A 14204-nucleotide genomic window follows, 5' to 3' on the forward strand; every position below is an offset into this window, starting at 1 on the left:
TTTATCAGCTCTTACCGTTTTGATGTGCACCATAAAGTATCTCAATAAGCTCTCTTGATGCATCTGCAGTACGTGGACCAAATCCCAAAAAATACATAGCATCCATCTGTTTTATGGCATGATTTTTCGCTGCAGTTGTTGCTTGAACTGCCGGTATGGCTAAAATCTTATCAATGCTGGTTGATCTTGCACCATGTTTTATAAGCAAAATAACATCAGGATCTGATTTCAATAATGCTTCGCCGTTGAGAAGTTTATATCCTTTATAATCGGTGATAGCATTGATAGCGCCTGAAAGTTTGATCATACTATCAGCTGCAGTACCTGTCCCAGATGCCATGACGCGTCCATTTTGCACAGAGAAAACAAAAAGAACACGCTTTGGTGTTGTTACTTTCGCCAAAAGCGCATCGTTGTCTAAAAAATTACGCTTCAATTTCTCAATTAACGCCGCGGCTTGCACTTCCCGATGAATGGCTTGACCAACGAGGCGAATCTTTTCTATCACATTTTCACGGGAGTAGTCTTCTGGTATGATCACCAGAGGTATTGATGTTTTTTTGAGAATATCAATTGTTGAAGCGGGACCACTTCCTTCAACAAGCAATATACCCTCAGGAGCAAGTGATAAAACCCCCTCAGGTGAAAGAGCACGCATATATCCAAGCACAGGAAGCTTGAGCGCTTCTTGTGGGTAGACGCTTGTACTATCACGGGCGACAAGTTGATCTTGGGCTCCCAATGCATAGACAATTTCTGTAAGTGCTCCGCCGATAGAAACAATTCGAGCATTTTCAGGAAAACGCGTTGCAGGTTCAGCAATTACTTGTTTAGAAAAACAAGTAAGAGAGAGCAGTAAACACGTAAGAAAAAGGTTTGATAACCTATGTAAAAGAGATATGAACATGTCTAACCTTATCTTATCTTAGTTACTGCTGTTTTCTTGGCATGATGGCAAACTATTCAATAAAGAACGCCAATCTTCACGTTCTTTTTGCCCCTCCTTGCGTACGCCAAAAAATTGAATAACCATCTCATCATCTTTATCGAAAACTTCAAGTGAACTGACATAACCATCACGGGTAGGTTTGCGAACATGCCATACTCTAGCAATCCCGGACGTGAGTAAATGAAGGTCAAATCTTGGATCAAGAACATTAAGCCAAGGTCCCATTTGCTTAATATTTTTTACAGTCCCACTAAAAATTTGAATACACCCTTTATTCCCAACAAAACACATGATTGGCAGTTCTTGTTGTGCGACTTGGTTAAGCATCATTTCAACAGCATTTACCTGTAATTCATCGGCAAATTCATTACCAACATATTTTACAGCATGATGTCGATTAATTTTAAATTCGGAAATAATTTTGTGAAGTTGGTGTACATCTGTCATTTTCCGCCAACGATCCCGAAAACTCTCAATATCCAATTCTGCTATGTCACATTGGGCTGGGAGAGAAACGGGAAGAATGTTAAGAACAGGAGACTGATCTTCAAGAAGGAGCTTTTCAACAAGTTTATTCCACTCTTCCATATTTGTCATATCTTTAGAATAGACCTTTAAAATAGCAACGCCATGTTGATCAAAGAATTGCAGACTTTTTGTAGGTTTTCCAAGAATAACGACATCATATTCAAAACCGAACTTCCATTGTTTTGTAAAAATACGCAAATCAATTTCACCAAGTGTGATAGGAATATGTTCGTTTTGAACAATTTTTTCAAAGCGTCCCGTTATTTCGTGAACAGCATATTCATTGCGAGTTAAGACCATGACGGTTCCAAGTCGAGGTGCATTTTCCAAGAGAGTAGCAACATCAGTTTGTAGCCTTTTTGCTTTTCCAATGGTACAATAAGCCGCAATAAGCTCCGCTTCAGATATACCAATCGAAACCGCAAAATCGCGGTTTCGCATTTCTTTTTTTTCTTCACGCAAACGAAGAATCATTTCAGCTGTATGTGCCATGAATTTACCTTATGTTACTTAACTCAAAAACTAACTTTCAAATTTTACAATTCCAAGGCAATAAATTAAATTCTTTTAAGAGTTCAATCTATCACAAAATAACACTCTATCGTCAACAGCTGAGCAATCAAAAAACGATAAAACAGAAAGAATTAAAACTTTTCTACCAAATCTTTGTAATTTTAAAGATGTTGAAAATAGAAACACAATAATTAATCCTTTTATCAATACGATTTTATTGACCGAATAATTAACAGAAGTGACTAAAACTTTTGTACAAACGACACCTTAAAGTTACGACCAGGCTGGCTATAATAATCTTTTGGTGTTGAACTTTTACCTGAAGGAAGTTCAGATACATTCCAATATTTTGTATTGAAAAGATTATAAACACCGGCTCTTAGAATAGGTCCCGTTTCACCGAATGGTTTCCACCACCCTGTCATATCAACGACATGATATCCTGGAATTTTTTGGTAATCAGATTCTCCGGCTACTTTGTCACGTTTAGCTGCCAAAGTAAGGATAATATCGCTTCCCCAAACCTCTTTTGCATATCCTAATCCGATAACTGCTTTCAAAGGAGGAATTGAGTTAAGATACTCCTTTTTATCAAGATCTTTTCCTTGTGAATAAGCAAGAGCAACATTGCTATGAAAACCATTTTTAAGAACTAAATGGGCTTTTGTCTCAACACCAAAAATTTGCACGTGAAAACGATTCATGTAATGCCGACGCGCAAATCTAAATTCCTCTGATGGCCCTCTATCCTCAGTATCTATGAAATTCTTATATTGATTGAAAAAGGCATTGAAGGAACCACCGAAATTTACATTTCCATACCGTAGACCAACATCATACCCATTGCTTGTTTCTGGTTGAAGATCAGGATTCCCTTTCACGTAATAAGCAGAAGGTTTGATATAAGAGACGTAAAGTTCTGAAATACGTGGTGCACGAAAAGCCTGTGCCCACTGAGCATAGAGCGTTACTTGATTACGAACATCCCACTCCACGCGTAATTTAGGAGAAAAGCGTGAACCACTTCTTTCTGGAGGGAATTTATCAGAAATCAGTGCTTTCTCATAAGAAGGTGTTTTCTGAGGAACATATTTGTACCAATCATACCGGATTCCCGGTGTTACACGAAAACGATCATCAACCAACCCAATTTCATCTTCAAAAACAAAACCTAAATTGTAACCATTTGTGTCTGGTGAATCTGATCGATTAGCAGGAACAAAAAGACATCCCCGAGCGTATTCTTTTATATGACAATTGTCTTTACCTAACAAATAGTGATGAAATTTAGATGACGAAACATTCATTACAAACTTTAACGTATGGTTTATAGTGCCAAAATCCACTTTTTTAAGGGCATCAGCATTGAAACCATAATTGATATTACGCAAGAAATTATCTCTCAAATAATCCCCTTTGGGAGCTGAAACACGAACGCCTGTCATAACGTAACGACTTGATTGCCTTTGCCAATAAAGCTGCCCATTAAACGCATCAAGAACTGCATCACCATTACCATTATAATTATAAGAAAGAGAAAAGCGCTCACGAAGTTTATTATCCTGCTCATAAACGGAACCTGGAGCGTATCTTTTAGACGAATTTAATTCATGTGTGTTACTATTATGACCAAAACGCTCTGCGGTAAAACCAAGGCGGTGATTATCACTCAAATATTGATGAATTTTAAAAAGCAAGTTATTTTTATCAAAGTGAGAAGGGTTTTTGCGCGTGCGTTCCTCATACCCTTCTACTGTTCCCATATTTTTGCGCTCATGACCTTCTACATAAGATCCTTGAAAAAGTAAAAATGTCCGGTAATTACGCACAGCAAAAGCTTGATCGATGCGCCAGCTGTTATCAACAGAATTATAACCACCTTTTATAAGGCTTCCCCAATTCTTTTCTTCCACGATCAGGTCTTCAGGATCAAGGGTACGCAACGCAATGATTCCCCCTAAGGCGCCAGAACCATAAAGACTAGAATCTGATCCTTGAATAGTATCAAACGTAGAAAGAGCATTGAAATCAAAAGTTGTGTTTCCACCTCCACCACGGAATATATCATTAAACCATGGAAGAGAAATACCATCCATTGTCGTAAGAACACGGTTTGCATCTAAACCCCGAATAACGAAACTGTTATTTTCTGAGTTATAGGATACGGAAGGATTAAGACGACTCACATCATAAACATCAGTTATTTGTCTTTCATCAATATTCTTGTTGGTCTTACGATCAGTCAGAATGGTTATTGAATTTGAAGCATCTTCTATTTTTTTTCCTTTAATAAGGATTGGTTTGAGTTCAGTGACAGCACTTCCATCTTTATTTTGTGCAAAAACAAATGAAGGTATACAGACCGATAATGCACTTAAAATTACACAGCTTTTATAGATATTTTTTCGTCTTATTTGCATAACACATCATAACCCTTTTAAACATCCCCTCTCTGTTTTGAAATTTTTAATACAAAAAGGCTGGACTCACTGATTAAAACTTGCCAGCCAAGTAGGAATGATTTTGACAACGGCACAAAATCATTAGAAGACCATATTAAACATGACAAAATCAGTCAAGAAAAAAGTTGCAATTTCAAAATAGCCTGTTTTAATGAGATTGAACACCAATATTAAGCTTAAAATAGTGGCAGAAGAAACGATGAATTTTGCAAATACGAAACAATTATTAACTCTTTGGATTGGTGCATTTATTGGGGCTTTCTTTTTGCATGTATTATTGGCAGCACAGTTTTATTTTCAAAGTACTGGTATAAGTAATGGTTTGCTCTCGTCGGAGATTATGCTGACTTTTATGCAAGAAACTGTATATCCGGATGTTGATACAGACTTGCCAGATATTCATAGAGAGTCGGATATTAATACAGAGCAAGAATTATTACAGTCTGATCTCCTAGAGCAGGAGTCAGAAGGATTGGAATCCGTGGATGAAGTTCAATCGGAAGAACCTCAGCATATAGTAGAACAAGATGACTTAAAGCCTTTGGAAGAACCCCTACCTCAAAAAGTGGAGCATAAAGCGTTTATCAAAAAAACAATACCGATGCCAAAGGCTGTAGTAAAGCGCTCCAATGCAAAGGCGGTACGTTCTTCTTCCATCAACAAGGGTGGCGGTACAGCAGGGCTTGAAGATATGTTGTTAATGGAGTGGTTAGCAAAGGTACAGTCACAATTAGAAAGGCAAAAAAATTATATTGTGGGACAGCGCACCAATCGTACAAAAGGAACGGTGAAGTTAGAATTTATGGTGCATGAGCAGGGGAGTATTTTTTCTAGTCGTGTAGCAGTCTCTGCTGGTGACCCGGAACTTGATCGATTAGCGATGGCAGCCCTTCGACGCGTTGGTTCTTTTCCACCACCACCACCATCAAAAGTGAATAAAACAATTAGAGTATCCCTAATATTTAGCTGATTTTTTATGCGGGGCGCTTTTCTTATAATATATTGATTTATAATGACTATTTATAATTTTAATGAAAGTTCAAATACAATTTATTCGAATTTTTTTGATGTTGAATCAATCAAAACCATCCGCTTACGTATGATACAAGTTGAGGAGGAGCATGGATAAAAAACTTCTAAGAAGCAGTGAATATACTTCTTATGAGTGCTCTAAATGAAAGGGCTTTTGCATCATTGGGAGTTAAGGGATGATAGAGCTATAGCTTTTATTAATTAAAGGTCTAATCGATTTTTATACCATTCGTGAGAGGATTTTCGTAAGTACTTTTCAGATACACCGTTGTGAAATGGACTTAGAAACATTAAAATAAAACAATAATATAAATAAGAAAAACATACTATTTGGGGATACTCTGTTTTGTGTGAAGGATGTGAGCTTATATGTAAAAATAAGAAAAAAAGCAAAGCTTCATCTTCATCATTAAAAGATATTGACATATTTAAAAGTCGTAGAACCGAATGAAAAGGGAAGGGGCAGAAGAGAATTGTTTGTCTTTAAGGCTTTCTAACTCAATGAGTCTGTCTTTCTGTTATCAGAGATAATCCAAACGATATATATAATAACGTACTCTTATTTGTTATAGAAATGTTATAAGCAGGAAAAAATAGTCTTAAAAGATGCTGTTTCACAAGATTTGAATATTGACTAATAAGCAACAGTAAAAGGATGAGCTATTTGTTTCACTCTTCTCTTATATTTGTAATCTCTATGATATTGTCGTCTATGTTGAGAAGAAATGAATTATTTGTACTACCTGTTGATTTATAATGATAATTCATCATTTTGTATTTAAAATAAAAGACCCAAATAGCGTAGGGTTTCCTCATTTCGAATTTATTAATACTGAATCAATTAAAATTACTTTCTTATACGTCCTAAGAAAGTGGGTATGGTACTATTTAAAAAGGAATAAAAACACTTCTTATCAACGCTTTCAAATGCTATTTGGGAAGTTAAGGCATATTATTTCCGTCGACCAGAAAGCAAGTCGGTTTTTATATCTATTTTCCCAGTGAGTCTTGCTTTGTAGACACCATAATTTTCCATGACACGCATCACGTAATTACGTGTTTCTGTATAAGGAATACGTTCAATCCAATCAATGACGTTATCGAGAGATTGACCTCGAGGATCGCCATAACGTTTTATCCATTCATTGACTCGACGGGGACCCGCATTATAGCCAATAAGAGTTAGTATATAGGATCCATTAAAACGTTCTAATTGTTCATTGAGAAAATGAGCACCTAATGTTGCATTATAATGAGCATCACTGCTAAATTTTTTAGGAGACCATGCGATTGAGTATTTTTTTGCCAGTGCTTTTGCTGTTGTAGGAAGCAATTGGAGTATACCTTGTGCACCTGCTTTTGATATGGCTGTTGGATTAAATTCGCTTTCTTGGCGTGCAATGGCATAGATAAGCGATTTTTCTTCTACAGAAATATTAGCAGAAGCTGGTATAGCTCCCAGAGGATGAGAGAGTGCACCGACATTTTTCCCCTGAAAAACAGCCATTTTTCCAATTTTGAGGCTGGTATAATAGTCTCCATTTTTTTCTGCCATAACAGCCAGAAGAGCTAATTCACCGGGGCTTTCTATTTTTTTTCCGAGCTCTCTATAAAAAATTTTAGCAAAATCAGCATAGCCGGCTGCTTCAAGACGTTGAATTGCTTTGATCGCTTTTCGTGCACTAAAATGTTGTCGCTCAGCGGTTGTTGGTTTGGGAAAGAAAACTTTAAGCTTTTTTTGGTTGAGTCGTGCAGCGGCTAATTGACCATAGTAAGTTGCACCAAAATGAGCTGCGCGATGAAAGTATTGCTGGGCATTTTGATGTTCTTTTAGCGCTTCTGCTGTTCGTCCCATCCAGTAATATCCACGTGATGCATAAAAAGGTAAAGAAGAGAGTTGAGGAATACGTGAAAAATGCTGCATTGCTAATTTAGGGTTATGAAGAAACCGTAGTGCATACCATCCTGCATGAAACTCAGCATCGATGGCTAATGCAGATGTTATACCAGTGTGCATTGCAACGAGTTGATAAGCAATTTTTGGTTTGTTTAAATCGAGCATTTCACGAGAAAGGGCGCGTTGTTCTTTCCACAATGAATGAGGGTTCATAAGGCGAAATGCATCTTTTGATGTTTTCATCATGAGTGCTGCGGCCGCATCATATTGCTCTGTTCGTCGAAGATGGCGTATTCGAGCAAACTGAAAAAGAGGATCTTTTTGCCATGATCTCTCTACAGCTTTTAATTTTTGTGTAGCTCTAGGATCATTTTTTTCAACGGCCACAAAAGCATTAAAAAGAGATTGAGCATGGGCTAATTTTGCAACGCGTGCTGCTGAATCAAAACGATGTGCATACAGCATAAACTGCATGCGTTTCAAATGATCAATAGGTTTTAATGTAGCGCTTGCATTTTTAAGAACAAATACTTCTTCTTTTGCATTAAGCTGTGTTTTATGCCACCATGGCGCAATAACGTGTTGAGCACGAGTGGTTTGTCCCGTTGCGATAAGTGCTTTAGCGAAAAGAGCCATCCCTTGTGCTGTTTGGGGCGGGTGATGAGAAAATTTTTGGATGATTGCGCGTGTGACGTTGGTTTCGTTAAGAAAAGCACGTTCAGCATTGCGTTGCATCGTTTCTATACCTGGCCATCCTTTTAGCATGTTGATTGCATTAAATATTTCAGAACTGGATATATTAGCTTGGTTTGACACCCCCAGCGCCCATGTCAAAATATGACGATCAAGGCTATGTTTTTCCATTGAATTACGAAGATTTATTGTTTTTGCAATATTGTTGTTTGCTAGTGCATCTAGCCCAGTTTTCAGTTGCTGAAGTGTAGCAGTATTGTGTGATGTTGTGTGTGTCTGTTGAAGAGATTCTTGAGCTTCTTTTGCGGTAAAGGGAGTAGGGCGAACCAAAGGGATTGGTACTTTCCCTTGCAAAAGGGGTGTTTGCGCGTATGCACTTGAAAATAAAATTCTTATTGCCAGTATAAGTGCAGTAAAGGTTGATACGAAAAGAGAGGTGGAAAATACACGCATAGAGAAAAGACCTTGAGACCTTGCTTTTTGTAAAAACTTAAGGATTTATAGAACACAAGCATGAAAAACGCGTTAATATAGACGGCTTATTTTAAAGAAATGTTCAACATTTAAGGAGGGACATTTTCATCTTATGGGGGCTTTTTTTGAAATTCATCTTGCTTCAATGATAGAGCAAGATTATGCTCTATTTAAAATTTATAAAAGGCGATTATTAAAAAAATAAAAGCAAACATTATAGGGAGTTTGTCATGCTCAAGGGAGCTATAACTGCGCTTATCACACCGTTTGATAACAAGGGCGCAATTGATGAGAAGGCGTTTTGTGATTTTGTTGAATGGCAGATCACACAAGGGATTAACGGTGTAAGCCCTGTTGGGACAACAGGTGAATCAGCAACGTTAAGTCATGAAGAACATAAGCGGATTATAGAATTGTGTGTTGAGCAGGTTGCAAAGCGTGTTCCTGTTGTTGCTGGAGCGGGATCAAATAGCACAAGCGAGGCTGTAGAGCTTGCACAATACGCGCAAAAAGCTGGCGCAGATGCAGTTTTGGTTGTCACTCCCTATTATAATAGACCAAATCAATCTGGCTTATATAAGCATTTTTCTTCCATTGCCAAAGCTGTTTCTATTCCGATTATAATTTATAATATTCCTGGTCGTTCTATTATCGATATGGCTGTAGAAACGATGAAAGACCTTTATCAAGATTTTAACAATATCATTGGTGTTAAGGATGCAACGAGCAGAATTGAGCGCGTTAGTGAACAAAGTGAAAAGTGTGGAAAAGATTTTGTGCAGCTTTCCGGTGATGATTGTACGGCGTTAGGTTTTAATGCACATGGAGGTATGGGGTGTATTTCAGTTTCCTCCAATGTTGCTCCGAAGCTTTGTGCAGAACTTCAAGCAGCTTGTTTTCGTGGTGATTATAAAACAGCACGAGAATTAAATGATCGCTTGATGCCTCTTAATCGTGCTGTGTTTATTGAACCTAGTCCAGCAGGTATTAAATATGCTGCTGCAAAATTAGGATTTTGTGGTGATACTGTGCGTTCTCCTATTGTTCCATTAACAGAAAGAACAAAGAAGATTATTGATGCAGCCCTCAGTCATGCTGGTCTTTTAAAAGCATAAAATGATATTGACAAAGCCATGAATAAAAAAAAGAACGCGCCCGTACGGAAAATAATTGCTGACAATCGTAAAGCACGTTTTAATTTTGAAATCCTTAATAATCTTGAGGCTGGTCTTGTCCTTCAGGGAGCGGAAGTGAAGTCCTTACGTTCTAATCATGCCAATATTGCTGAAAGCTATGCGAGTTTTGAGAATGGGGAATTGTGGTTAGTAAACAGCTATATTCCTGAATATACGCAGGCTAATCGTTTTAATCATGAACCACGACGTTTGCGCAAATTATTACTTTCAAAACGTGAGATGGCACGTTTTTTTAATGCAACGTCTCGTGAAGGAATGACACTTGTTCCTCTCAAACTTTATTTTAATGAACGAGGGCGCGTTAAGTTGGAGATCGCTCTAGCGCGGGGGAAAAAGCTTCATGATAAGCGCGAAACGGAAAAAAAACGTGATTGGGGACGTGAGAAAGCAAGACTTTTAAAAAGGTATGGCTAATGGATGCGATCTAGATATTCTTTATTCATAGCGCTGTTTAAAACAGTTTTAGCATTGATCTAAGTATGTTTTTGCTGCTTGAAAGATTTGATGAAACATGGCGTCTGTCAAACGTCCAGTATTTGTATTATAACGAGAACAGTGATAGCTCGAAAAGATGCGTAATCTGCCGATGTTATTGATTTCGCCGTGTCCAAAAGGGTGAGCTAAAACTTTTGCATTAAGGGCACGTATCGTTGAATGGTGCGCAATGGTGCCTAAGGTAATAACGGCTTTAAGTTTGGGAAGATTTGTTAAAAGAGGTGAGAAGAAATAGCGGCACGTGTTAATTTCTGCACCGGTGGGTTTATTTTCTGGTGGAACACAACGAACAGAGTTAACAATTGCTGCATCAATAAGTTCAAGAGTATCGTCTGCTCTTTCTTCAAAGGTTCCTTGGGCAAAACCAAACTTTTTTAAAGTTGAATAAAGTAAGTGCCCAGCATAATCACCAGTAAATGGACGTCCAGTTCGATTTGCTCCGCGTAATCCAGGAGCAAGCCCAACAATAAGAAGGCGTGTTGTATCTGGCCCTTTATAAGGAAAGAATGGGCGCACCGGTGCGTTATACCAACTTGGTTCTTTTACACGCCAGCCAGCGATAAATTGATGAAGCCTCGGACATAAATTGCAATTTTGGGGTGGTTCTGGGCACAGTGATGTTAATTGGCTATTCATGGTGTTAGGCATCAATCGTTTTTCTATTTTGTGAGTCTTTATATAGCGTATATGACGGGTTATGTTTTGATAAACAATCTATAATGAATATAAATAAACTTTTTTAGAAGAAAGTTTAATATAAACTTATTGCTCATTATTGTGTAAAGAGAGGTCATCTTTCAGTAATTTATTCGATGAATAAGAGTGCGATACACATGATGTTCAAAGAAAAAAGTTTTCTCTTTAGATAAAGATATTATCATAAAAAGTATGTATAAGACTGCTGTTATTGCAAAGGGTTTAAACAGCAGGTATTCCTTTTAAAAGGATAAGGACTCCAGACAAGTCTTTTGTCAAGAAAGACCTCCCTTTGTTTGAAGTCAATCTATTGGAATGCTTTTAAAAGAAATTTTGATAACGAGCATGAATAGGTTATACATTTTTAAATTTTCCAAGAATTTTTTTAAATAAGTTCTTTAATCAAAAAATATAAAAGTTTGTGTTGTTTTTCTTGTGTTTTATTTTGATTATTGTATATACTCCTTTATCCGCTATTAAATTTTTTTATTTGAGAAAGAGGCATAAATGGCCCGCGTAACGGTAGAAGATTGTATTGATAAAGTTGACAACCGCTTTGAATTGGTACTTTTAGCAGGTCATCGGGCGCGTCAGATTTCACAAGGAGCGCAGATTACGGTTGATCGTGATAATGATAAAAATCCAGTTGTTGCTTTGCGTGAAATAGCAGAAGAAACATTGTCGCCTGCTGATTTAAAGGAAGACCTTATTCATTCGTTGCAAAAGCATGTGGAAGTAGATGAGCCAGAAATGGCAAGTGAATTTATTACCCATTCAGGTGAAGCTGAAAGTGTTTTTAATACGTCGTCGCAAGAAGAAGGTACTTCATTTGATCATATGTCAGAAGAAGAGCTTTTAGCGGGTATTGAAGGTTTGGTTGTTCCAGAAAAAAGTGACGATTATTAATTGCAGCAATTTATGTTACAGGAGTAAAGATACCTTGTCATGTAAGGAGCAATTATTTTTCTTGTCTTTTATTGATAGGACATGTTCAATAAAGATTAGAGGTGTGAAAAGATAAAGGATATGCTCGTATGATGCGTCAGTGTGAGCTTGTTGGACGTGTTCAACGTTACAAGTCTGACGTAGATGAGGCTCTTTTAAACAGGGCCTATGATTATGCAATGAAAAAGCATGCACATCAAAAGCGTGCATCAGGTGATCTTTATTTTTCTCATCCTTTAGAAGTTGCTGCTATTTTGACAGATATGCGGTTGGACGAGGCAACGATTGCTGTTGCTCTTTTGCATGATACAATTGAAGATACAAGCGCTACACGAGCAGAAATTGATCAGCTTTTTGGTTCTGAAATTGGGAAGTTGGTTGAAGGGCTTACAAAGCTTAATAAGCTTGATCTTGTATCAAAGAAAGCCGTACAAGCAGAAAATCTTCGTAAACTTCTTATTGCTATTTCTGATGATGTTCGTGTTCTTTTAGTCAAACTTGCTGATCGTCTTCATAATATGCGTACCCTTGGTGTTATGCGTGATGATAAACGTCGGCGAATTGCTGAAGAGACGATGGATATCTATGCGCCACTTGCAGGTCGTATGGGTATGCAGGATATGCGTGAGGAATTAGAGGATCTCTCTTTCTTTTATTTAAATCCAGAAGGTTATCGTACGATTACCAATCGACTTTCTGAATTATTGAAACACAACCGTGATTTGCTTTCCACAATTGAAAATGAATTGACAAAACTTTTTTTGGAAAATGGCATTAAAGCAGATGTTAAAAGCCGTCAGAAAAAATCTTATTCAGTTTTTCGCAAAATGGAAAGTAAAGCATTATCTTTTGAACAATTATCGGATATTTTTGGATTTCGTGTGATTGTTGAGTCCGTGAATGATTGTTATCGTGCTCTTGGTGTCATTCATACGACATGGCCAATGGTTCCTGGTCGTTTCAAAGATTATATCTCTATACCAAAGCAAAATGATTATCGTTCTATTCATACAACAATTGTTGGCCCTTCAAGACAACGTGTTGAGTTGCAAATTAGAACGGCTGCTATGGATGAAGTTGCTGAATATGGGGTTGCTGCTCATTCCATCTATAAAGAGCATGGTTCCAATTATTCGACTGTGAAGTTATCAAGTGAAACGAATGCCTATGCATGGTTGCGTCAAACGATACAATCTTTGTCTGATGGAGATAATCCAGAAGAGTTTTTAGAACATACAAAACTTGAGCTTTTTCAAGACCAAGTTTTTTGTTTTACGCCGAAAGGTCGATTAATTGCTTTTCCTAAAGGAGCTACGCCTATTGATTTTGCTTATGCCGTCCATACAGACATCGGTGATTCTTGTGTGGGTGTAAAAATCAATGGTCGTATTATGCCTTTAATGACCAAATTAAAAAATGGTGATGAGGTTGATATTATTCGCTCACACGCTCAAATTCCGCCAGCAGCATGGGAATTTCTTGTTGTCACGGGTAAAGCACGTTCAGCTATTCGACGAGCAAGTCGTGCAGCGGTACGTAAACAATATTCGGGTTTAGGATATCGTATTCTCGAGCGTTCATTTGAATATATGGGAAAGCAATTTTCAAAAGACCTTTTGAAGAAAGTTTTGCCACGTTTAGCACGTAAAGATGTAGAGGATGTATTGGCTGCTGTTGGGCGTGGAGAGCTGTTTTCCGCTGATGTGATTAAAGCGGTTTATCCTGATTATCAAGATCACCGTGTGGTACAAAAGTCATCTTTTAGGCCTGGGGAAGAAGGTTGGTTTAATATTGAAAATGCTCAAGGTATGATTTTTAAAGTTCCAGAAAATGAGAAGAATGCAAAGGTCGAGAATCATCAATCTAAAGCATTGCCTATTAGAGGAACCCGTGGAGATATACCCGTACGTTTTTCACCGGAAGGAGCAGTACCTGGAGATCGGATTGTTGGTATTATGCAGCCAGGAGCTGGGATCGTTATTTATCCAATACAGTCTTCAGCTTTGATGGCGTATGATGATCAGCCAGAACGATGGATTGATGTCCGCTGGGATATTGATGCCCAAATGAATGAACGTTTTCCTGCACGGATGGATATTTTAGTTGTAAATAGTCCAGGTTCTCTGGCTGAAATTACACAAATAATTTCTGCTAACGATGCCAATATCCAAAATTTATCTTTTATCCGTACAGCACCAGATTTTACAGAAATTATGATTGATTTGGAAGTGTGGGATTTAAAACATTTGAATCGTATTTTTTCTCAGTTAAAAAAGGCAGGTTCAGTAAGTACAGTACGGCGGGTTCATGGATAAAAAGAAAGA

The 14204-nt window shown here is 37.6% G+C and carries 10 protein-coding genes; 5 read left to right on the forward strand and 5 right to left on the reverse strand.

The window, feature by feature from the left end; all coding sequences use genetic code 11:
• Nucleotides 1–4: 4 nt before the first annotated feature.
• The 3 genes from ACFINW_RS02390 to ACFINW_RS02400 form a co-directional block, all read right to left on the reverse strand.
• Nucleotides 5–907 (reverse strand): hemin ABC transporter substrate-binding protein, encoded by a 903-nt coding sequence (locus tag ACFINW_RS02390; protein WP_375620711.1) that lies wholly within the window; start codon nt 905–907, stop codon nt 5–7.
• 18 nt (nt 908–925) lie between these two features.
• Complete coding sequence (locus tag ACFINW_RS02395; RefSeq protein ID WP_375640153.1) at nt 926–1969, reverse strand: hemin-degrading factor; 1044 nt, start codon at nt 1967–1969, stop codon at nt 926–928.
• 263 nt (nt 1970–2232) lie between these two features.
• A complete protein-coding gene (locus ACFINW_RS02400; protein WP_375620713.1) occupies nt 2233–4410 on the reverse strand; it encodes a TonB-dependent hemoglobin/transferrin/lactoferrin family receptor in 2178 nt (725 codons plus the stop codon).
• A 241-nt stretch (nt 4411–4651) separates the two neighbouring features.
• Between ACFINW_RS02400 and ACFINW_RS02405 the strand changes: the two genes are divergently transcribed.
• On the forward strand, nt 4652–5422 hold the full coding sequence (locus tag ACFINW_RS02405) for an energy transducer TonB (RefSeq protein WP_375640336.1): 771 nt from the start codon (nt 4652–4654) through the stop codon (nt 5420–5422).
• 1014 nt (nt 5423–6436) lie between these two features.
• Here ACFINW_RS02405 and ACFINW_RS02410 read toward each other — a convergent pair.
• Complete coding sequence (locus ACFINW_RS02410) at nt 6437–8527, reverse strand: lytic transglycosylase domain-containing protein (RefSeq protein WP_375620714.1); 2091 nt, start codon at nt 8525–8527, stop codon at nt 6437–6439.
• 251 nt (nt 8528–8778) lie between these two features.
• Here ACFINW_RS02410 and dapA point away from each other — a divergent pair, with 251 nt between their 5' ends.
• The gene (dapA, locus tag ACFINW_RS02415) at nt 8779–9663 is read left to right on the forward strand and encodes a 4-hydroxy-tetrahydrodipicolinate synthase (protein ID WP_375620715.1); all 885 of its coding nucleotides are present in this window, start codon (nt 8779–8781) and stop codon (nt 9661–9663) included.
• Nucleotides 9664–9681: 18 nt separating this feature from the next.
• Entirely contained in the window at nt 9682–10158 is a 477-nt protein-coding gene (smpB, locus tag ACFINW_RS02420; RefSeq protein WP_012231306.1) for an SsrA-binding protein SmpB, read from the forward strand.
• A 48-nt stretch (nt 10159–10206) separates the two neighbouring features.
• Here the strand turns inward: smpB and ACFINW_RS02425 are convergent, their stop codons facing one another.
• Nucleotides 10207–10875, reverse strand: coding sequence for a uracil-DNA glycosylase (locus ACFINW_RS02425; RefSeq protein WP_375620809.1), 669 nt, complete (start codon nt 10873–10875; stop codon nt 10207–10209).
• A gap of 567 nt (nt 10876–11442) precedes the next feature.
• On the opposite strand from ACFINW_RS02425, the gene rpoZ reads away from it, so the two are divergent.
• Together rpoZ and ACFINW_RS02435 are read left to right on the forward strand one after the other, a co-directional pair.
• Entirely contained in the window at nt 11443–11841 is a 399-nt protein-coding gene (gene rpoZ, locus ACFINW_RS02430; protein ID WP_273791104.1) for a DNA-directed RNA polymerase subunit omega, read from the forward strand.
• A gap of 128 nt (nt 11842–11969) precedes the next feature.
• Complete coding sequence (locus ACFINW_RS02435) at nt 11970–14195, forward strand: RelA/SpoT family protein (protein WP_375620716.1); 2226 nt, start codon at nt 11970–11972, stop codon at nt 14193–14195.
• The last annotated feature ends 9 nt before the right edge of the window (nt 14196–14204 follow it).

Source organism: Bartonella sp. AA18HLJMS (assembly GCF_042197245.1).
Lineage (GTDB): Bacteria > Pseudomonadota > Alphaproteobacteria > Rhizobiales > Rhizobiaceae > Bartonella.

Excerpts from the sequence above, each read along its gene's own strand:
- ACFINW_RS02390 (WP_375620711.1), bottom strand. The coding sequence starts at position 907 with ATGTTCATATCTCTTTTACATAGGTTATCAAACCTTTTTCTTACGTGT.
- ACFINW_RS02405 (WP_375640336.1), top strand. The coding sequence starts at position 4,652 with ATGAATTTTGCAAATACGAAACAATTATTAACTCTTTGGATTGGTGCA.
- rpoZ (WP_273791104.1), top strand. The coding sequence starts at position 11,443 with ATGGCCCGCGTAACGGTAGAAGATTGTATTGATAAAGTTGACAACCGC.
- ACFINW_RS02425 (WP_375620809.1), bottom strand. The coding sequence starts at position 10,875 with ATGAATAGCCAATTAACATCACTGTGCCCAGAACCACCCCAAAATTGC.
- ACFINW_RS02400 (WP_375620713.1), bottom strand. The coding sequence starts at position 4,410 with ATGCAAATAAGACGAAAAAATATCTATAAAAGCTGTGTAATTTTAAGT.
- ACFINW_RS02395 (WP_375640153.1), bottom strand. The coding sequence starts at position 1,969 with ATGGCACATACAGCTGAAATGATTCTTCGTTTGCGTGAAGAAAAAAAA.
- smpB (WP_012231306.1), top strand. The coding sequence starts at position 9,682 with ATGAATAAAAAAAAGAACGCGCCCGTACGGAAAATAATTGCTGACAAT.
- ACFINW_RS02410 (WP_375620714.1), bottom strand. The coding sequence starts at position 8,527 with ATGCGTGTATTTTCCACCTCTCTTTTCGTATCAACCTTTACTGCACTT.
- ACFINW_RS02435 (WP_375620716.1), top strand. The coding sequence starts at position 11,970 with ATGATGCGTCAGTGTGAGCTTGTTGGACGTGTTCAACGTTACAAGTCT.
- dapA (WP_375620715.1), top strand. The coding sequence starts at position 8,779 with ATGCTCAAGGGAGCTATAACTGCGCTTATCACACCGTTTGATAACAAG.